Genomic DNA, 22,138 nt, shown 5'->3' on the forward strand with positions numbered 1-22,138 from the left:
GTAAGGGAAAGGTGAGCCCCATGTCCAACGAAGCCAAGCTCCGCGACTACCTCAAGCGCGCCACGGCGGACCTGCGCGAGGCACGACAGCAGGCCAGGGAACTGGAGGAGAAGGCCCACGAACCCATCGCGATCGTGGGGATGGGGTGCCGCTACCCGGGCGGGGTGAGCTCGCCGGAGGACCTGTGGCAGCTGCTGTCGGAGGGGCGCGACGCGATCTCCGGCTTCCCCGAGGGACGGGGATGGAACCTGGACGGCTCCGGCGCCCCGGCCCGGGACCAGGACGCGCGGGGATCCGGCTCGATCCCCACCCGGAGCGGCGGATTCCTGCACGACGCGGACCTGTTCGACGCGGGGTTCTTCGGCGTCTCGCCGCTCGAGGCGGAGGCGATGGACCCGCAGCAGCGGCTGCTGCTGGAGGTGTCCTGGGAGGCGTTGGAGCGGGCGGGGATCCGTCCCGACACCCTGAAGGGCAGTGCGACCGGTGTCTTCACCGGGCTGATCTCCGGGGAGTACGTCTCCCGGCTGTCCTCCGTCCCCGCCGAGGCCGAGGGCTACGCCGGTACGGGGAACACGGCCAGTGTCGCGTCCGGCCGGGTGTCCTATGTGCTGGGGCTGGAGGGCCCGGCCGTGTCGGTGGACACGGCGTGCTCGTCGTCGCTGGTGGCGCTGCACCTGGCGGTGCAGTCGCTGCGGCGGGGCGAGTGCGCGATGGCGCTGGCCGGCGGTGTCACCGTCATGGCGGGCCCGTCCACGCTCGTCGAACTCGGCAAACAGGGCGGTCTGTCCCCGGACGGCCGGTGCCGGGCCTTCGGCGAGGAGGCCGACGGCACGGGGTTCGGTGAGGGCTGCGGCGTGCTGGTGCTGGAGCGGCTTTCCGATGCGCGGCGGGCTGGGCGCCGGGTGTTGGGGGTGGTGCGGGGTTCGGCGGTGAACCAGGACGGTGCGTCGAACGGGTTGACGGCGCCGAGCGGTCGGGCGCAGGTGCGGGTGGTGCGCGGGGCGTTGGGGGATGCCGGGTTGGCGGCGGGTGACGTCGATGCGGTGGAGGCGCACGGGACGGGCACGCGGTTGGGTGATCCGATCGAGGCGCAGGCCTTGCTGTCCGCCTATGGGGCGGGGCGTGAAGTGCCGTTGTGGCTGGGGTCGGTGAAGTCGAACATCGGTCATACGCAGGCCGCCGCGGGTGTGGCGGGTGTGATGAAGATGGTGCTGGCGATGCGGCACGGGGTGCTGCCGCGGACGTTGCACGCGGAGGTGCCGTCGTCGCATGTGGACTGGTCCTCGGGCGGGGTGGAGCTGCTGGCCGAGGCGCGGGAGTGGCCTGAGATGGGTCGGCCGCGGCGGGCGGGTGTGTCGTCGTTCGGGATCAGTGGGACGAACGCGCATGTGATCGTGGAAGGGGTCGCCGAAGAGCTAACAGCCCCTGCTGAGAGCCCTGTTGAGGGTCCGGGTGTGGTGCCGTGGGTGGTGTCCGGGCGGTCGGTGGAGGCGTTGCGGGCGCAGGCGGGCCGGCTGGCGGAGCACCTGACGGAGCACCCGGAGGTCGGGGCAGGCGATGCCGGCTGGTCGCTGGTCGCGCAGCGCTCGCTGTTCGAGCAGCGTGCCGTCGTGACGGGCGCCGACCGGGAGGAACTGCTCGCGGGGCTGCGTGTTCTGGCCGAGGGTGGCACGGCGGACAACGTCACCGTCACGCCCTCCACCACACCCCCCGACGGCCGGCGCGGCACCGTCTTCGTCTTCCCCGGCCAGGGCTCCCAGTGGGCCGGCATGGCACGGGAACTGCTCGCCGGGTCACCGGCGTTCGAGGAACAGATCCGCGCCTGCGACCAGGCCCTGACCCCGTACGTCGACTGGTCCCTGCTCGACGTGCTGAACGGCCGTGACGGCGCACCCCCGCTGCACCGGGTCGACGTCGTCCAGCCGGCCCTCTGGGCCGTGATGATCGGACTGGCCGCGGTCTGGCGTTCCCTGGGCGTGCGTCCCGACGCGGTGGTGGGCCACTCCCAGGGCGAGATCGCCGCCGCCCATGTCGCGGGAGCGCTGTCCCTGGACGACTCGGCCAAGATCGTCGCCATCCGCAGCCGGGCCCTGCTGCGCCTGGCGGGCACCGGCGGCATGGTCTCCGTCGCCGCCCCGGTCGAGGACGTGCGCGCACTGCTGGCCACCATCGACGGCCATGCCGAGATCGCCGCGGTCAACGGCCCCTCCTCGACCGTGGTCTCGGGCGGCCCCGAGGCCCTCGACCGGCTCACGGCCCGCTGCGAGGCGGGCGGGATCGTGAGCCGCCGCATCGACGTCGACTACGCCTCCCACTCCGCGAGCGTCGAGCCGCTGCGTGAGCAGCTCCTGGCGGAGCTGGCCGGCATCACCCCCACGACCTGCGACACCGCCTTCTACTCCAGCGTCACCGCGACCGCCCTCGACACCGCGCGGCTGGACGCCGACTACTGGTACGAGAACCTCCGGCGGCCGATCCGGTTCCAGGAGGCCGTCCAGGCCGCGGCCGACGGCGGCCACGGGTTCGTCGTGGAATCCAGCCCGCACCCCGTCCTGACCGCCGGCATCGAGGAGACCCTCGGCGGCGAGCGGGTCGTCGTGGGCTCCCTACGCCGTGACCACGGGGCCGTCCGGCAGATCCTCACGAACGCGGCCCGCCTCCACACCGGCGGACTGCCCGTCGACTGGTCCCCGCTCTTCCCGGGCGCGCGGCCGGTGGAGCTGCCGACGTACGCCTTCCAGCGCCGGTCCTACTGGCTGAAGGAGGACACCGCCGTCGCGGACGTGGCCTCCGCGGGTCTCGAAACGGTGGGGCACCCGCTGCTGGGCGCGGCGGTCGAGCGGCCCGACGGGAACGGCTGGGTGCTCACGGGCCGGCTCTCGCCCACGACCCACCCCTGGGCCGCGGACGTTCCGCACGCCGTACTGCTCGAACTGGCGCTGGCCGCGGCCGACCGGGCCGGGTGCGACCGGCTGGAGCGGCTGACCGTCGAGACGCCCCTGAGCCTCGGACGGACCGCGACCGACGTGCAGGTCGTGGTCGAGGCGCTGGGCCGCGGCCGCTGCTCCCTCGCCGTCTTCTCGCGGGCTTCCGGAACCTGGATCCGGCACGCCACCGGGGAACTGACCGAGACCCCGGTCGACGCCGGGCCGGCGCCGGCCGCCACGGGCCCGGACCACGAGGTTCTCCGGGCGGATGTGGAACTCCCGGCCCACACCGACCCCGTGGGGTACGGCGTGCACCCGGTGCTGCTGGCCGCCGCACTGCGACCGTTCGCCGGAACCGGTGCGCCCCGCACCTGGTCCGGCGTCGAGCTGTACGCCACCGGGGCCACCGCGCTGCACGTGTCGCTGACGCCCACGGGAGCCGGCACCGCGCGGGTGTTCGCGGTGGACGCGATGGGCGAACCGGTGCTGAGCATCGGTGAAGTGACGATGAGTCAACAAACCGAGGGCAGAGTCGAGGTCGAGGCCGAGGTTCACGACGACCTGTTCCACCTGGACTGGACCGCACTCGGTGGCCACGCCGTCCGGCCCTCCTCCGAAGACTCCTGGGGCATGCTCGGCTCCGCCGACGTGCTCGCTCTCCCCGGTGCCGTGGCGTACCCCGACCCGGCCGCCCTGGCCCGGGCCGCCGAGGTGCCCGGCACGGTGATCCTCCCCTGCCTGGACGCGGAGGGCGACGGGCGGGACGTGCCCGGCGCGGCCCGGGCCGTCGCCCAGCGCGCACTGGAGGTGCTGCAGGACTGGCTGGCCGAGGGGCGGTTGGCCCGCTCACGCCTCGTCGTCCTCACCCGCGGGGCCGTCGCGACCGCCCCCGACGAGGGCGTGAGCGCGCTGCCGGCCTCGGTCCTGTGGGGTCTGCTGCGCTCCGCCCAGACCGAACACCCGGACCGCTTCGTCCTCCTGGATGTCGACACCGACCCGGACCGCGGCGTCCTGGCCGCGGCCCTCGCGACCGGCGAGCCGCAACTCGCCCTGCGCGACGGCACCCTGCTCGCCCCCCGGCTCACCCGGACGGCACCGGCCGAATTCCGGGCCCCGGTGTCGTTGGATCCGGAGGGGGCGGTGCTGCTGGTGGGTGGGACGGGGGTGCTGGGGGCGTTGCTGGCGCGTCATCTGGTGGTGGCGTGCGGGGTGCGGCACCTGGTGCTGGTGGGCCGTCGGGGCGTGGAGGCGCCCGGGGCGGCGACACTGCGGGACGAGCTGCTGGGGTTGGGCGCGCGCACTGTGGAGGTGCGGGCGTGTGACGCGGCCGACCGGGTGGCGTTGGGGGTGCTGGTCGACGAGGCGGTGGCCCAGCGTCCGCTGACGGGCGTGTTCCACCTGGCGGGTGTGCTGCGCGACGGGGTGCTGGTGTCGCTGGGTGCGGAGGCGCTGGGGGAGGTGCTGCGGTCGAAGGTGGACGGCGCGTGGGCGTTGCACGAGGTGACGCGGGAGCGGTGCCCCGGGCTGGCCGCGTTCGTCGTGTACTCCTCGGTGTCGGGCCTGATCGGCGGTGCCGGTCAGGCGAACTACGCGGCGGCGAACACCTTCCTGGACGCGCTGGCGCAGGAGCGGTCAGCTCGTGGGCTGCCGGGCCTCTCGCTCGCGTGGGGGCTGTGGGAGCAGGAGTCCGGCATGACCGCCGGCCTCGACGAGGGCGACCTCGGCCGCATCCGGCGCTCCGGCGTCCTGCCGCTGCCCACGCCGCGGGCCCTCGCCCTCCTCGACCTCGCGATCCGCGCCCGCCGGCCCGTGATGGCTCCCGTCCGCCTGGACTCCGTCGGCCTGCGCGAGCGCTCCGCCGGGCCGGTGCCCTCCGTCCTGCGCCGACTGGTACGCCGCCCGCGCCGGATCGCGGCCACCGGTGCCGAGTCGTTCTCCCTGGCCGGCCTGCTGTCCGGCGGCCGGGAGGACGAGCGGGGCCGCCGTCTGCTCGACCGACTGCGCGACCAGCTGCTCGAACACCCCGAGGTCTCCCACGCGATCCCCGTCCTGGTGCGGGCCGGAGATCCCGCGGAACAGGAGCGGACGACGGCCCGGGCCGAGACCTGGCTCGTGGCCTACGTCCTGCCCGGCCCGTCCCCGAAGGTGCTCCAGGAGCTCCGCGACCGCCTGCCGGCCCACCTCGCCCCCGTCGAGATCCTCGGCGCCGACGAGCCGCACGCCCGGGAGGCGGTCCTCTGCGGGCTCTTCGCCGAACTGCTCGGCCTCACCCGGGTGGCACCCGGCGACAGCTTCTTCGACATCGGCGGCCAGTCCCTGCTCGCCACCCGCCTGATCAGCCGCGTCCGCGGTGTCCTCGACGCCGAGGTCCAGCCCGGCGAGCTGTTCGAGCACCCGAGCCCGGGCGCCCTGGCACTCCGTCTCGGTCGCGGAACCGGGGAGCGGCGCACCCGCCTCGCGCCCGTCTCCCGACCGGACGTCCTTCCCCTCTCCTTCGCGCAGCAACGCCTCTGGTTCCAGCACAAGTTGGAAGGCCCGTCAGCGACGTACAACGTGCCGCTCGCGCTGTGGATGTCGGGGGAGCCGGACCCGGCGGCGCTGGCGGCCGCGCTGAACGACGTGGTGGGCCGGCACGAGTCGCTGCGGACGGTGTTCGAGGAGGTGGACGGCGAGCCGTGCCAGCGGGTGCTGGCCGAGTTCGAGGTGCCGTTGGAGACGCGGCAGCTCGAAACCGCCGACCTGCGCGAGGAGTTGGACGAGGCCGCCCGGTACGCCTTCGACCTGGCGATCGAAGTGCCCATCCGGTCCTGGCTGTTCAGCACCGGCCCGACCGAACACGTCCTGCTCGTCGTGCTGCACCACATCGCGGGCGACGGGTGGTCCATGGTGCCGCTGGCCCGCGACCTGGCCGAGGCCTACGCGGCCCGACTCGACGGTGCGGCGCCGGAGTGGGAGCCGCTGCCGGTGCAGTACGCGGACTACACCCTCTGGCAGCGGGACCTCCTGGGTGGGGCGGACGATCCCGACAGCCTCTTCGGCCGCCAAGTGGACTACTGGCGACAGGAGTTGGCCGACCTCCCGACGGAGGTGAGCGCCCCCGCCGACCGGGCGAGGCCCGCCGTGGCCTCGTACGCCGGAGACGTGACCCCCTTCGCGCTCGACCCGGACCTGCACCGCGCGCTGAGCGAACTGGCCCGCGCCCACGACGCCACCGTCTTCATGGTCCTGCAAGCCGCTCTCGCCGCCCTGCTGACCCGGCTCGGCGCCGGCACCGACATCCCGCTCGGCAGCGGCATCGCCGGCCGGACCGACGAGGCGCTCGACCGGCTGGTGGGCTTCTTCGTCAACATGCTGGTCCTGCGCACGGACACCTCGGGCGACCCGTCGTTCGCCGAACTCGTCGGCCGGGTACGGGAAACCAGCCTCGCCGCCTACGCCCACCAGGACGTCCCCTTCGAGTCCCTGGTGGAGGAGATCAACCCGCACCGTTCGACCGCCCACCACCCGCTGTTCCAGGTGGCCCTGACCCTGCAGAACAACGAGCAGGCCCGGTTCCGGATGCCCGGACTCGACGTCCGCCCGGAACTCGTCGGCACCGGGACCTCCCGCTTCGACCTCTTCTTCAGCCTGACGGAGAGCCACGGCGCGAACGGCGAACCCGCCGGCATCGACGCCTACGTCGAGTACGCCACGGAGCTCTTCGACGCCTCCACCGTCGACGCCCTGATCCACCGGTGGACCGCGTTCATGCGCGCCCTGCTCCACGACCCCGCGGCCCCCATCGGCGCGGCGGACATCCTCACCCCGCGGGAGCACGCGCGGATCACCGGGTGGAACGCCGGCCCCACCCGCGACACCACCGGCTCGAGCCTGCCGGCGCTGTTCGCCGCCCAGGCCGCCCGCACCCCTGACGCGACGGCCCTGGTCTGCGAGGACGTCGAACTGACCTACCGGGAGCTGGACGCCCGCGCCAACCGGATCGCCCACTGGCTGCGCGCCCGGGGCATCGGCGCCGAGCAGCACGTGGCCGTCCTCTACGAGCGCTCGCCCGAGCAGATCGCGGCCGTCCTCGGCGTCCTCAAGGCGGGCGCCGCCTACGTCCCCCTCGACCCCGAGTACCTCGCCGAGCGGGTCGGCCACATCCTGGCCGACGCCGCCCCGGAGCTGATCCTGACCACCCGGGCGCTCGCCGACACGATCGGCACCCTGCACGACGGCACCGAGACCGTGGCCACCGACGACCCAGGGACGGCCGCCGCCCTGGCCGGCTGCCCCGACCACGACCCGGAGCCCGCCGCACCGCCGCACCCCGGCCACCCGGCCTACGTCATCCACACCTCCGGCTCCACCGGCGTGCCCAAGGGCGTCGTCGTCACCCACCAGGGCCTCGGGAGCCTGGCGAGCACCCTGCTGCGACAGTGCGCGGTCACCCCCGACTCCCGGGTGCTCCAGCTGTCGTCGCCCGGCTTCGACGCGGCCGTCCTCGAACTGACCATGGCCTTCGCGGCCGGCGCCGCCCTCGTCCTGGGCGGCCGGGACCGCCTCGTCGGCGCCGAACTGGCCGACGTCCTGGCCGACCGCCGGATCACCCACGCGCTCATCCCGCCGTCCGTGCTCGGCACCCTGCCGGCCGGATCCGCCGAGGCGCTCACCGGGTTCCGCACCCTGATCGTGGGAGCCGAGGCGTGCGGCGCCGACCTGGTGCGGACCTGGTCGCCGGGACGCCGCATGGTCAACGCCTACGGCCCGACCGAGTCCACGGTCGTCGCGGCCATCAGCGAGCCGCTCACCGGCGGTGACGTACCGATCGGACGCCCCGTCGACAACACCCGGGTCCGGGTCCTGGACGACCGTCTGCGGCCGGTGCCCCCGGGCGTCCCCGGCGAGCTGTACCTGGCGGGCGCGGGCCTGGCCCGCGGATACCTCGACCGGCCCGGGCTCAGCGCCCAGCGCTTCGTGGCCGATCCGTTCGGCCCGGCCGGCACCCGCATGTACCGCACGGGCGACGTCGTGCGCTGGACGGCGGAGGGGCAACTCGAGTACCTGGGCCGGGCCGACCAGCAGGTCAAGGTCCGCGGCTTCCGGATCGAACCCGGCGAGATCGAGGCCGTCCTGCGCGAGCAGTCCGGTGTCGCCCAGGCCGTGGTGGTGGTCCGCGAGGACCGCGAGGGCGACCCGCGGCTCGTCGCGTACATCGTGCCCGAGGGCGAGGGCGCCGAGGACGACCAGGTGGACGAGTGGCGCGAGATCTACGACGACGTCTACGGCGGTGCCGGGACGGAGACACCCGGGTTCGGCCAGGACTTCACCGGCTGGAACAGCTCCTACACCGGTGAGCCGATCCCGCTCGACGAGATGCGCGACTGGCGCGACGCCGCGGTGCGGCGCATCACGGAACGCCCGCCCCGGCGCGTCCTGGAGATCGGGGTGGGCTCCGGCCTGCTCTTCGGCCCGCTGGCCCCCCGGGCCGAGACCTACTGGGCGACGGACTTCTCCGCGCCCGTGATCGAACGCCTCACCGCGCAGTGCGAGACCGCCGGACTCGCCGACCGGGTACGGCTGCTGTGCCGGCCCGCCGATGTCGTGGACGACATCCCGGCCGAGTACTTCGACACCGTCGTCCTCAACTCGATCATCCAGTACTTCCCCGACGCCGACTACCTGGCCCGGGTCCTGGACGGCGCGCTCGGCCGGCTCGCCCCCGGCGGGCGCATCGTCGTGGGCGACGTCCGCCACCGCGGCTCGCTGCGCGCCTTCCAGACCGGGATCCACCTCGGCCACGCGGCGGAGGACGGCACCGGCGAGCAGCTCAGGGCGGCCGTGGAACACGCGGTGATCATGGAGAAGGAGCTGGTCATCGACCCGGACTTCTTCACCGTCTGGGCGCGGCGCCACCCCGCGGCGGTGGCCGGCGTCGACATCCGGCTCAAGCGCGGCGCCCACCACAACGAGCTGACCAGGCACCGCTACGAGGTCGTCCTGCACAAGGCGGACGGGACCGCCCGGGCCGAGTCCCTCGCGAACGTGCCGGAACTCGTCTGGGGCCGCGATCTGACGAGCCTCCAGGACCTGGCAGGCCTGGACGCCCTCACCTCCGGGGCCGGGCCGGTCCGGGTCACCGGCCTCGTCAACAGCCGGCTGACCGGAGAGGTCGCGGCGGCGGAGGAACTCGCGCACGAGGCGTCGCCGCAACGGCTCCGCGCCCGGCTGAGCACGGGGCGGGCCGACGGGCACACGCCCGAGGCCGTCGACCCGGAGGCCCTGCACGAGTGGGGCGAGCGGCACGGCTGCCAGGTGCTGACCACCTGGGCGCCCGGCGCACCGGACGCCCTCGACGCCGTACTCGTTCCCGGCGGGCGCGCGGACGCCGTCTACACGGACGTGCACCGACCGGCGTACACCCAGGACAAGCCCCTGTCGGCCCTGGTGAACAACCCCCTGGGCTCCCGGACGACCGGACGCGTCCTGGCCGGGCTGCGGGACGCCCTGCGGCAACGGCTGCCCGAGTACATGGTGCCGTCCGCCGTCATCGCCCTCGACGCGCTGCCGCTCACCTCCAGCGGCAAGCTCGACCGGCGGGCCCTCCCGGCTCCCGACTACGCGTCGCGGTCGGCACGCGGGCCCCGTACACCGCGGGAGGAGATCCTCTGCGGCCTGTTCGCGGAGGTGCTGGGAGTCGACCGGGCCGGGATCGACGACGACTTCTTCGACCTGGGCGGGCATTCGCTGCTGGCGACGCGGCTGGTGAGCCGGGTGCGCTCGGTGCTGGGCGTGGAACTGCCGTTGCGTGCGGTGTTCGAGACTCCGACGGTGGCCGGGCTGGTCGAGCGGTTGTCCTCCGGCGGTGCGGTGCGCCCGGAGCTGGTGGCGGGGGTGCGGCCGGAGCGGTTGCCGCTGTCGTTCGCCCAGCAGCGCCTGTGGTTCCTGCACCGGCTGGAGGGTCCGTCGGCGACGTACAACATGCCGCTCGCGCTGCGGTTGTCGGGTGTGTTGGACCGGGGTGCGTTGGCCGCCGCGCTGGACGACGTGGTGGGCCGGCACGAGTCGCTGCGGACGGTGTTCGCGGAGGTGGACGGCGCGTCGTACCAGCGGGTGCTGACCGGCGTGCGGGTGCCGTTCGAGGTCTGCGAGGTCGAACCCGCCGCTCTGGATGCGGCGTTGGCGGGCGCGGCGCGGTACGCCTTCGACCTGGCGGCCGAAGTGCCCATCCGTTCCTGGCTGTTCGGTACCGGTCCGTCGGAGCACGTCCTGCTCGTGGTGCTGCACCACATCGCGGGTGACGGGTGGTCCATGGCGCCGCTGGCGCGTGATCTGGCCGAGGCCTATGCGGCCCGGCTGGAGGGTGCGGCGCCGGGGTGGGAGTCGCTGCCGGTGCAGTACGCGGACTACACGCTGTGGCAGCGCGAGCTGCTGGACGGTGTGCGGGAGGATGAACTCTCGTATTGGCGCGGTCAGTTGGCTGGCCTGCCGGAGGAGGTGAGCCCGCCCGCCGACCGGGCTCGGCCGGCCCTGGCCTCGTACGCGGGAGAGACGGCGTCGTTCGGGCTGAGTCCGGCTCTGTACCGTGCCGTCGGTGAGGTGGCGCGGGCCCATGACGCCACGGTGTTCATGGTGCTCCAGGCGGCCTTGGCCGTGCTGTTGTCCCGGTTGGGTGCGGGGGAGGACGTCCCCATCGGTTCGCCGGTGGCGGGGCGTTCGGACGAGGCGCTGGACGACCTGGTCGGGTTCTTCGTGAACACGCTGGTGTTGCGGACGGACGTGTCGGGAGATCCCTCGTTCGCCGAGCTGGTGGGCCGGGTGCGTGAGGCCGGTCTGGGTGCGTTGGCGCATCAGGATGTGCCGTTCGAGTACCTGGTGGAGGAGTTGAATCCCCGGCGGTCGGCGGCTCGGCATCCGCTGTTCCAGGTGATGCTGGCCTTGCAGAACACCGAGCAGGCCCGGTTCGAACTGCCGGGTCTGGAGGTTGAGGCGGAGCCGGTGGGCACGGGCGTGTCCCGGGTCGACCTCACCCTCAGCCTCGCCGAGGAGCCCGGCGGCGGGATGCGGGGCGTCGCCGAGTTCGCGATGGACCTGTTCGACCGGTCCACCGTCGAGGTGCTCCTCGACCGGTGGGTGCGCTTGCTGGAGGGGCTGACCGCGCGGCCGGAGCTGCCGGTTGGCCAGGTCGACATCCTCACCCCCGAGGAGCGCCGGCAGCTGCTGCCGGGCCGGAACGACACGGACCTGCCCGCGCGCAGCCTGGTCACGGCGTTCCGGGCGCAGGTCGAGCGGGTCCCCGACGCCGTCGCGGTCGTCGCCGACGGCACCCGGCTCACGTACGCCCAGCTCGACGAGCGGGCCGACCGCCTCGCCCACGAGCTGATCGGCCGTGGTGTCGGCGCGGAACGCCTGGTGGCCATCGCCATGCCGCGGTCGATCGGCTTCGTGGTCGCGGTGCTGGCCGTGGTCAAGGCCGGCGGCATGTACCTGTCGCTCGACGCGCGGTACCCGGAGAGCCAGGTCCGCAGGATGTGGGCGGACAACGACGTCAACCTGCTGCTGACCGACTCGCCGACCCGCGTCCCGGCCTTCGTGCCCGGGGACCAGGTGCTGCTCGTCCAGGACGACGCCGCACACGTCCCGTCCACGTCCCCGTCCGCCCCGTCCGCCGGCGACCGCGGCGCGGCCCCCGACCCCGACCAGCTGGCCTGCGTCATCTACACGTCCGGATCCACCGGCACCCCGAAGGGCATCGGGCTCACCCACGCCGACATCACCTCCCTGGCCGACGACCCCGTGGTCGGCGGGTACCCCGCACGGGTGCTCCTCCACTCGCCGACCGCCTGGGACGCCCTGCCGTTCGAGCTGTGGATGCCCCTCCTGCTCGGCGGCCGGGTCGTCATCGCCCCCGACGTGCCGCTCGACGGACCGCATCTGCGCGACATCGTCCGCGACCACGGCATCACCTCCATGTGGATCACCGCGGGACTGTTCAAGGCGATGGCCGAGGACCACCCCGACTGCTTCGCGTCCATGCGCCAGGTCTTCACCGGCGGCGAGGTCGTCCCGCAGGGCCCGGTGCGGCGCGTCATGGCGGCCTGCCCGGACCTCACCGTGGTCAACGGCTACGGACCGGGTGAGACCACCACCTTCGCCACCCTGCACGCGATGGCGCCCGGCCACGACCCCGAGCCGTCCCTGCCGATCGGCCGGCCGGTCACCGGCAAGCAGGTGTACGTCCTCGACGAGCGCCTCGGCCTGGTGCCGCCCGGCGTGGTGGGCGAGCTGTACGTCGCCGGCGCCGGTATGGCGCGCGGGTACCTGGGGCAGCCGGGGCTGAGCGCCCAGCGCTTCGTGGCGGACCCGTACGGCCCGGCCGGTACCCGCATGTACCGCACGGGCGACCTCGCCCGCTGGAACCGGGACGGCCTGCTGGAGTTCGCCGGCCGGGCCGACCACCAGGTCAAGATCCGGGGCTTCCGGATCGAACCGGGGGAGATCGAGTCGGGGCTGCGGCGCTGCGCCGGGGTGGCGCACGCCACCGTCGTCGTCCACACCGTCCGGGAGGGCGATGTCCGTCTGGTCGCCTACGTGGTGACCGAGCCCGGCACCGGGTTCGACCCGTCCGCGATCGCCGGGGAACTGCGCGGGCGGCTCCCGGAGTACATGGTCCCCTCCCTGGTCACGGCCGTTCCCGCGATACCCCTGACGCCGAACGGGAAGGTGGACCGGGCCGCGTTGCCGGCGCCCGACTTCGGCGCCCTGGTGTCGGAGGGCGGCCGGGGGCCCCGTTCGGCGCGTGAGGCGGCGCTGTGCGAGGTGTTCGCGGAGGTGCTGGGAGTCGACCGGGTCGGGATCGACGACGACTTCTTCGACCTGGGCGGCCATTCGCTGCTGGTGATGCGGTTGATGGGCCGTGTCCGTGAACGGTTGGCTGCGGAGCTGCCGTTGCGTGCGGTGTTCGAGTCGCCGACGGTGGCCGGGCTGGTCGAGCGGCTGGCTTCGGGTGCGGTGGCGCGGCCGGAGCTGGTGGCGGGGGTGCGGCCGGAGCGGTTGCCGTTGTCGTTCGCTCAGCAGCGGTTGTGGTTCCTGCACCGGTTGGAGGGTCCGTCGGCGACGTACAACATGCCGCTCGCGCTGCGGTTGTCGGGTGTGTTGGACCGGGGTGCGTTGGCGGCCGCGTTGGATGACGTGGTGGGCCGGCACGAGTCGCTGCGGACGGTGTTCGCGGAGGTGGACGGCGAGCCGTGCCAGCGGGTGCTGACCGGGGTCCGGGCGGCGTTCGAGGTGTGCGAGGTCGAACCGGCAGTCTTGCGCCGGGAGTTGGACGAGGCCGCGCGGTACGCCTTCGACCTTTCGACTGAACTGCCCATCCGTTCCTGGCTGTTCAGTACCGGACCGTCCGAACACGTCCTGCTCATCGTGCTGCACCACATCGCGGGCGACGGCTGGTCCATGGCGCCGCTGGCGCGTGATCTGGCGGAGGCGTACACGGCCCGACTGGAGGGCTCGGTGCCCGGGTGGGAGCCGCTGCCGGTGCAGTACGCGGACTACACGCTGTGGCAGCGCGAGACCCTGGACGAGGTCCGCGACGGCCAGATCGCGTACTGGCGCGGCCAGTTGGCGGAGCTCCCGCAGGAGGTGAGCCTGGCCGCCGACCGCGTGCGGCCGGCAGTCGCCTCGTACACGGGCGACGTGACCACCTTCGCCCTCGACCCGGACTTGCACCGAGCACTGGGCGAGCTCGCGCGGTCGTCGAACGCGACGTTGTTCATGGTGTTGCAGGCGGCCTTGGCGGTGCTGCTGTCCCGGTTGGGTGCGGGGGAGGACGTCCCCATCGGTTCGCCGGTGGCGGGGCGTTCGGACGAGGCGCTGGACGATCTGGTCGGGTTCTTCGTGAACACGCTGGTGCTGCGGACGGATGTGTCGGGTGATCCGTCGTTCGCCGAGCTGGTCGGCCGGGTGCGTGAGGCGGGTCTGGGCGCGCTGGCGCACCAGGACGTACCGTTCGAGTACCTGGTGGAGGAGTTGAACCCCCGGCGGTCGGCGGCGCGGCATCCGTTGTTCCAGGTGATGCTGGCGTTGCAGAACACCGAGCAGGCCCGGTTCGAACTGCCCGGCCTGGAGGTGGCGGAGGAACCGGTGGGCACGGGCGTGTCCCGGATGGACCTCACCCTCAGCCTCGCCGAGGAGCCCGGCGGCGGGATGCGGGGAATCGCCGAGTTCGCGACGGACCTGTTCGACCGGTCCACCGTCGAGGGGTTCCTGGGCCGGTGGGTGCGCTTGCTGGGGGGGCTGGCCGCGCGGCCGGAACTGCCGGTCGGCCAGGTCGACATCCTCACGCCCGAGGAGCGGCACCAGCTGCTGTCGGGCTGGAACGACACCGGCCGGGACGTGCCGGTGACGACCGTGCCGGAGCTGTTCGCCGCACAGGCGGCCCGGACGCCCGAGGCCACGGCCCTGGTCGCCGGGGCCGAACGGCTCACCTACGCCCAGCTGAACGCCCGGGCCAACCGGATCGCCCACTGGCTCATCGCCCAGGGCGTCCGGCCGGGCGACACGGTGGCCGTGGCACTGCCGAGGTCGGTCGAACTGGTCGCCGTGCTCCTGGCCACGCACAAGGCCGGTGCCGCGTACCTGCCGCTGGACCTGGACTACCCGGCGGAGCGCACCGCGTTCATGTGCCGTGACGCGGAGCCCGCGTACGTGGTCGACGACCTCGACCTGATCAGCGGGCTGCTCGACGGGGACGGCGGTGACGCCACCGGGCCGGCCGTCGCCCAGCACCCCGGCCTGCCCGCCTACGTGATCTACACCTCGGGCTCCACCGGGCGCCCCAAGGGCGTTGTCGTCCCGCAGCGGGCCATCGTCAACCGGCTCCTGTGGATGCAGGACGAGTACGGGCTCGGCCCCGACGACCGGGTGCTCCAGAAGACCCCGTCGAGCTTCGACGTCTCCGTCTGGGAGTTCTTCTGGCCGCTCGTCACCGGCGCCACGCTCGTGGTCGCGGAACCCGGAGGCCACCGGGACCCGGCGTACCTGAGCCGGCTGATCCAGACGGAGGCCGTCACCACCGTCCACTTCGTGCCGTCCATGCTGGAAGCGTTCCTCGCCGACGAGTCCACCGCCCGCTGCACCGGCCTGACCCGGGTGATGTGCAGCGGGGAGGCGCTCCCGGCGGACCTGGCCGCGCGGTTCCACGACACGCTGCCCCACGCGGAACTGCACAACCTCTACGGCCCGACCGAGGCCGCGGTGGACGTCAGCTCCTGGCACAGCGTCGCCGACCCGGGGGTCGTACCCATCGGCCGGCCGGTCTGGAACACCCGCCTGTACGTGCTCGACGCGGCGCTGCGACCGGTGGCTCCCGGCGCCCCCGGCGAGTTGTACATCGCCGGAGTCCAGTTGGCCGACGGCTACCTGCGGCGGCCGGGAGTGACGGCCGAGCGGTTCGTGGCGAACCCCTTCGGCGCACCCGGCGACCGCATGTACCGCACGGGAGACCTCGCCCGCTGGACGACCGACGGGGTCCTCCAGTTCCTCGGCCGGGCCGACCAGCAGGTCAAGATCCGGGGCTTCCGGATCGAGCCGGCCGAGATCGAGGCGGCTCTCACCACCCATCCGGCGGTTCGCCAGGCCCTGGTCGTCGCCCGGGAGAACACCCTGGTGGCCTACGCGGTGCCGGAGGAGGGCGCCGGGATCGACACCCGGCAGCTCCGGGAACACCTGCGGGCTACCCTGCCGGAGCACATGATCCCGGCGGCTGTCGTCCCCCTGGACCGGCTTCCCCTGACGCCGAGCGGGAAGGTGGACCGGGCCGCGTTGCCGGTGCCCGACTTCGGCGGGTCGGTGTCGGAGGGCGGCCGGGGGCCCCGTTCGGCGCGTGAGGCGGCGCTGTGCGAGGTGTTCGCGGAGGTGCTGGGGGTCGACCGGGCCGGGATCGACGACGACTTCTTCGACCTGGGCGGTCATTCGCTGCTGGCGACGCGGCTGGTGAGCCGGGTGCGGTCGGTGCTGGGCGTGGAGCTGCCGCTGCGTGCGGTGTTCGAGTCGCCGACGGTGGCCGGGTTGGCGCAGCGGTTGGGTGCCGGTGGTGCGGTGCGGCCGGAGCTGGTGGCGGGGGTGCGGCCGGAGCGTTTGCCGTTGTCGTTCGCGCAGCAGCGGTTGTGGTTCCTGCACCGGTTGGAGGGTCCGTCGGCGACGTACAACATGCCGTTGGCGATGCGGTTGTCGGGTGTGCTGGACCGGGCTGCGTTGGCGGCCGCGTTGGATGACGTGGTGGGCCGGCACGAGTCGCTGCGGACGGTGTTCGCGGAGGTGGACGGCGAGCAGTGCCAGCGGGTGCTGACCGGGGTCCGGGTGCCGTTCGAGGTGTGCGAGGTTGAACCGGCAGTTTTGCGCCGGGAGTTGGACGAGGCTGCGCGGTACGCCTTCGACCTGGCGGCTGAACTGCCCATCCGTTCCTGGCTGTTCGTTACCGGTCCGTCGGAGCACGTCCTGCTCGTGGTGCTGCACCACATCGCGGGTGACGGCTGGTCCATGGCGCCGCTGGCCCGTGATCTGGCCGAGGCCTATGCGGCCCGGCTGGAGGGTGTGGCGCCGGGGTGGGGGCCGCTGCCGGTGCAGTACGCGGACTACACGCTGTGGCAGCGCGAGGTCATGGACGACGTTCTCGACGACCAGATCGCCTACTGGAGTGGCCAGTTGGCGGGCCTTCCCGAGGAGGTGAGCCCGCCCGCCGACCGGGCCCGGCCGGCCCTGGCCTCGTACGTCGGCGACATGACGTCCTTCGTCCTCGATCCGGACCTGTACTGTGCCGTCGGCGAGGTGGCGCGGGCCCATGACGCCACGGTGTTCATGGTGCTCCAGGCGGCCTTGGCGGTGTTGCTGTCCCGCCTGGGTGCGGGGGAGGACGTCCCCATCGGTTCGCCGGTGGCGGGGCGTTCGGACGAGGCGCTGGACGACCTGGTCGGGTTCTTCGTGAACACGCTGGTGTTGCGGACGGACGTGTCGGGTGATCCGTCGTTCGCCGAGCTGGTCGGTCGGGTGCGTGAGGCCGGTCTGGGTGCCTTGGCGCACCAGGACGTGCCGTTCGAGTACCTGGTGGAGGAGTTGAACCCCCGGCGGTCGGCGGCTCGGCATCCGCTGTTCCAGGTGATGCTGGCCTTGCAGAACACCGAGCAGGCCCGGTTCGAACTGCCCGGCCTGGAGGTGGCGGAGGAGCCGGTGGGCACGGGCGTGTCCCGGGTCGACCTCACGCTCAGCCTCGCCGAGGAGCCCGGCGGCGGCATGCGGGGCGTCGCCGAGTTCGCGACGGACCTCTTCGACCGGTCCACCGTCGAGCTGTTCCTCGACCGGTGGGTGCGCCTGCTGGAGGCGTTGACCGCGCGGCCGGAGCTGCCGGTCGGCCAGGCCGACATCCTCACCTCCGACGAACACCGCGAACTGTCGCGGCTGGACTACGTCCTGGACCGGAACCTCCGACTCGTGCCACGGGGTGTCGTGGGCGAGCTGTACGCCAGGGGCGCGGAGAGCGACCTGGCCGGCAGTGACCCGGAGCGCTGGGTGCCGGACCCGTTCGGTACGCCGGACGCGCGGATGTACCGCACGGGCGACCTGGCCCGCCGCCGGACCGACGACGGGCACCTGGAACTCGTCGGCCCCGCGGACCCGTTGGCCGCCGCCCTGGAGATCGAAGCCGTCCTGCGGACACTGCCCGGCGTCGCCGAGGCCGCCGTGGTGGTGGACGGCGAGGCGACGCGGTCGGTGGCCTATGTGGTGCCGCTCGTCATGAACCAGTTCTCCGTGTCGCGCCTGCACGAGGACCTGAAGCACCGGCTGCCGGAACACCGGCTGCCCGCGGTGGTCATGCCCGTCCCCGCCCTCCCGCTGACGGCGGACGGTGCGCTCGACCGGGCCGCCCTGCCCGACCCCGACCCCGACCACGCGCCGCGGTCGGTGCGGACGACGCGCTCGCCGCAGGAGGAGATCCTCTGCGGTCTGTTCGCGGAGGTGCTGGGGGTCGACCGGGTCGGGATCGACGACGGGTTCTTCGGCCTGGGCGGTCACTCGTTGATGGCGGCCCGGCTGGTGAGCCGTGTGCGGTCGGTGCTGGGTGTGGAGCTGCCGTTGCGTGCGGTGTTCGAGTCGTCGACGGTGGCCGGGCTGGCGGAGCGGTTGTCTTCCGGTGGCGTGGTGCGGCCGGAGTTGGTGGCGGGGGTGCGGCCGGAGCGGTTGCCGTTGTCGTTCGCTCAGCAGCGGTTGTGGTTCCTGCACCGGTTGGAGGGTCCGTCGGCGACGTACAACATGCCTTTGGGGCTGCGGTTGTCGGGCGCGTTGGACCGGGGTGCGTTGGCGGCCGCGTTGGACGACGTGGTGGGCCGGCACGAGTCGCTGCGGACGGTGTTCGCGGAGGTGGACGGCGAGCCGTGCCAGCGGGTGCTGGCCGAGGCGCCGGTCCCGCTGGTGACCGTGGAGGTCGACGCCGACGGACTGCGCGACGCGATGGCCGAGGCCGCCCGGTACGCCTTCGACCTGGCGGCGGAGATCCCGCTCCGGGCGTGGTTGTTCGCCTCGGGCCCGTCGGAGCACGTCCTGCTCGTCGTGCTGCACCACATCGCGGGTGACGGTTGGTCGTTGGCGCCGCTGGCGCGTGATCTGGCGGAGGCGTACACGGCCCGGTTGGAGGGTGCGGCGCCCGGGTGGGAGCCGCTGCCGGTGCAGTACGCGGACTACACGCTGTGGCAGCGCGAGGTCCTGGACGAGGTGCGCGACGGTCAGATCGCCTACTGGCGCGGCCAGTTGGCGGAACTTCCGGAGGAGGTGAGCCTGCCTGCCGACCGTGCTCGACCGGCGGTGGCCTCGTACGCGGGAGGGACGGCGTCGTTCGAGCTGGGCCCGGACCTGCACCGCGCACTGGGCGAGCTCGCGCGGTCGTCGAACGCGACGTTGTTCATGGTGTTGCAGGCGGGTCTCGCCGTGTTGCTGTCCCGGTTGGGTGCGGGGGAGGACGTCCCCATCGGTTCTCCGGTGGCCGGTCGCTCCGACGGGTCCCTGGACGACCTGGTCGGGTTCTTCGTGAACACGCTGGTGCTGCGGACGGACGTGTCGGGTGATCCGTCGTTCGCCGAGCTGGTCGGTCGGGTGCGTGAGGCCGGTCTGGGTGCGTTCGCGCATCAGGATGTGCCGTTCGAGTACCTGGTGGAGGAGTTGAATCCCCGGCGGTCGGCGGCGCGGCATCCGCTGTTCCAGGTGATGCTGGCCTTGCAGAACACCGAGCAGGCCCGGTTCGAGCTGCCGGGTCTGGAGGTGGCGGAGGAGCCGGTGGGCACGGGTGTGTCCCGGGTCGACCTCACGCTCAGCCTGGTCGAGGAGCCGGGTGGCGGGGTGCGCGGGGTCGCGGAGTTCGCGACGGATCTCTTCGACCGGTTCACCGTCGAGGGGTTCCTGGGCCGGTGGGTGCGGCTGCTGGAGGGGCTGGCCGCGCGGCCGGAACTGCCGGTGGCCCAGGTCGACATCCTCACGCCCGAGGAGCGGCACCAGCTGCTGTCGGGCTGGAACGACACCGGCCGGGACGTGCCGGCGACGACCGTGCCGGAGCTGTTCGCCGCGCAGGCGGCCCGGACGCCCGAGGCCGAGGCCCTGGTCGCCGGGGCCGAACGGCTCAGCTACGCCCAGCTCAACGCCCGGGCCAACCGGATCGCCCACTGGCTCCTCGCCCGGGGCGTCCGACCGGGCGACACGGTGGCGCTGATGTACGAGCGGTCGGCGGACCTGGTGGCCGCACTCCTCGGCGTCCTCAAGACGGGTGCGGCCTACCTGCCGGTCGACCCGGAGTTCCCGAGCGCCCGGGTGGCGCACATCCTCACCGAGGCCGCTCCCGCCCTCCTGCTCACCAGCGACGCCGTCGCCACGGGCGCCGGAGCAGGCGCCCTCGCGGAGCGCCCCTCCTCGGCGACGGTCGTCACCGACGCCCCCGATACCGCGGCCGCCCTGGCACTGTGCCCGGACACCGACCCGGCGCCGGTCGCCGGTGCCGCGGACCCGGCGTACGTCCTCTACACCTCCGGATCCACGGGCGCGCCCAAGGGCGTGGTCGTGGAGCACGGGGCGCTGTCGAACTTCCTCGCCGACATGGCCGCGCGCTTCCCGCTGACCACCGGGGACCGCTGGCTGGGTGTGACGACCGTCGGGTTCGACATCTCCGTGCTGGAGCTCTGCCTGCCGCTGACCAGCGGCGCCACGCTGGTGCTCGCCGACCGTGACACGGCCCGCACGCCCGCCGCGCTCGCCGGTCTGCTCCGGGCCACCGGAGCCACCGTCATGCAGGCGACCCCCACGCTGTGGCGGGCCCTCGCCGACGAGCAGCCCGGGTGCCTCGACGGGCTCCGGGTCCTGGTGGGCGGCGAGGCGCTCCCGCCCGACCTCGCGCGGACCCTCGCCGCCCGCGCCGCCGAGGTCGTCAACCTGTACGGACCGACCGAGACCACCATCTGGTCCACGGCGGCCGGCATCGCCCCCGGGGCGGCACCGGAGCGCACGCCCATCGGAACGCCGATCGCCAACACGCGGGTGCACGTCCTCGACGAGCGCCTCGGCCTGGTGCCGCCCGGCGTGGTGGGCGAGCTGTACATCGCCGGCGCCGGCGTGGCGCGCGGGTACCTGGGGCAGCCCGGGCTGACCGCCCAGCGCTTCGTGGCGGACCCGTACGGCCCGGCCGGCACCCGCATGTACCGCACCGGCGACCTGGTGCGCTGGAACCGGGACGGCCTGCTGGAGTTCGCCGGCCGGGCCGACCAGCAGGTCAAGATCCGGGGCTTCCGGATCGAACCGGGCGAGATCGAGGTCCTGCTCCGGGAACAGCCCGGCGTGGCGCACGCCGTGGCGGTGGTGCGGGAGGACCGGCAGGGTGACCAGCGGCTGGTCGCCTACGTGGTGCCCGACGAGCCGGCCGACGCGCCGCACCTCGCCGAACGCCGCGACCTCCGGGACGCCCTGCGCCTGCGGCTGCCCGAGTACATGGTGCCGTCGGTTGTGCTCACCCTGCCCGCCCTGCCGCTGACCCCGAACGGCAAGCTCGACCGCCGAGCCCTGCCGGCCCCGGACCGGGGCGCCGCCGGCCGCGGGCCCGCCACCCCCCAGGAGGCGGTGCTGGCCGGGCTGTTCGCCGAGGTCCTCGGGGTGGAGCGGGTCGGCGTGGACGACGGGTTCTTCGACCTGGGCGGCCACTCCCTGCTCGCCACCCGGCTGATCGACCGAGTCCGGGACGTGCTGGGCGTGGAGCTGCCGCTGCGCGCCCTGTTCGAGACCTCCGACGTGGCCGGGCTCGCCCGCCGCCTCGACGCGGACCACGACGGCTCGGCCGACGCCTTCGGTGTCGTCCTGCCCCTGCGGCCCCGCGCCGAGGGCGTGCCGCTGTTCTGCGTCCACCCGGGCGGCGGCCTGAGCTGGTCGTACGCCGGACTGCTGCGGCACCTGCCCGCGGAGGTGCCCGTCTACGGCATCCAGGCCCGTGGACTGTCCGAGCCGGACGACCTGCCGGGCAGCGTCGAGGAGATCGCCGACGACTACATCGCCGAGCTCCTCCGGCTGCGTCCCGAGGGCCCCTTCCCGTTGCTGGGCTGGTCGTTCGGCGGGGTGGTCGCCCACGCCATGGCGGCCCGGCTGCGGGAGCGCGGGTTCGACGTCCCGTTCCTGGTCCTCCTCGACGCGCAGCCCGCGCGGCCCAGGACCGCCGAGGAACTCGCCGAGGAGGCGACCCTCGACACGTCCATGGTGTACCGGACGCTGCTGACGGCGTTCGGGGTGCCCGTCGGCGACGGGGAACCGCTCACGTACGCGCGGTTCACGGAGCTGGCCCGTGAGCACCACGCGGCCGTGGCCGACTTCACCGAGGACCGGATCGCCGACGTCCTGCGGGTCATGGCCAACGACCTCCGGATCACCCCCGCCCACCGGCACACGCCGGTGGCGACGGAGGCCGTCGTGTTCGCGGCCACCCGGAAGGACCCGTCCGACCTGGTCACCCCGGAGATGTGGGCCCCGTACATCGACGGGCCGCTCGACCACCGCACGGTCGACTGCGGCCACGCCGCGATGGCCGGCCCGGAGGCGCTGCGGGTGATCGGGCCGATCCTCGCCGAGAGGATGCGCCGGCTCTCCTGAGCGGCGTGCCGGGGAACCGCGTGCCGGGGAACCGTCGGCCGGGAAACCGTCGGCCGGGAAACCGAGTG

At 73.6% G+C, this 22,138-nt stretch carries 1 protein-coding gene; it reads left to right on the top strand.

Translation table 11 applies throughout. The features are described 5' to 3' along the window. Positions 1-20: 20 nt before the first annotated feature. Positions 21-22,070: an amino acid adenylation domain-containing protein gene (locus tag ACFVXH_RS23205; RefSeq protein WP_387826747.1), complete on the top strand. Its 22,050-nt coding sequence runs from the start codon at positions 21-23 to the stop codon at positions 22,068-22,070. Positions 22,071-22,138 lie beyond the last annotated feature (68 nt).

The sequence above is a fragment of the Kitasatospora sp. NPDC058184 genome (genome assembly GCF_042883725.1).
Lineage (GTDB): Bacteria > Actinomycetota > Actinomycetes > Streptomycetales > Streptomycetaceae > Kitasatospora.

What these genes read in the sequence shown, in the direction of transcription:
- ACFVXH_RS23205 (WP_387826747.1), top strand. Translation starts at nt 21, where the DNA reads ATGTCCAACGAAGCCAAGCTCCGCGACTACCTCAAGCGCGCCACGGCG.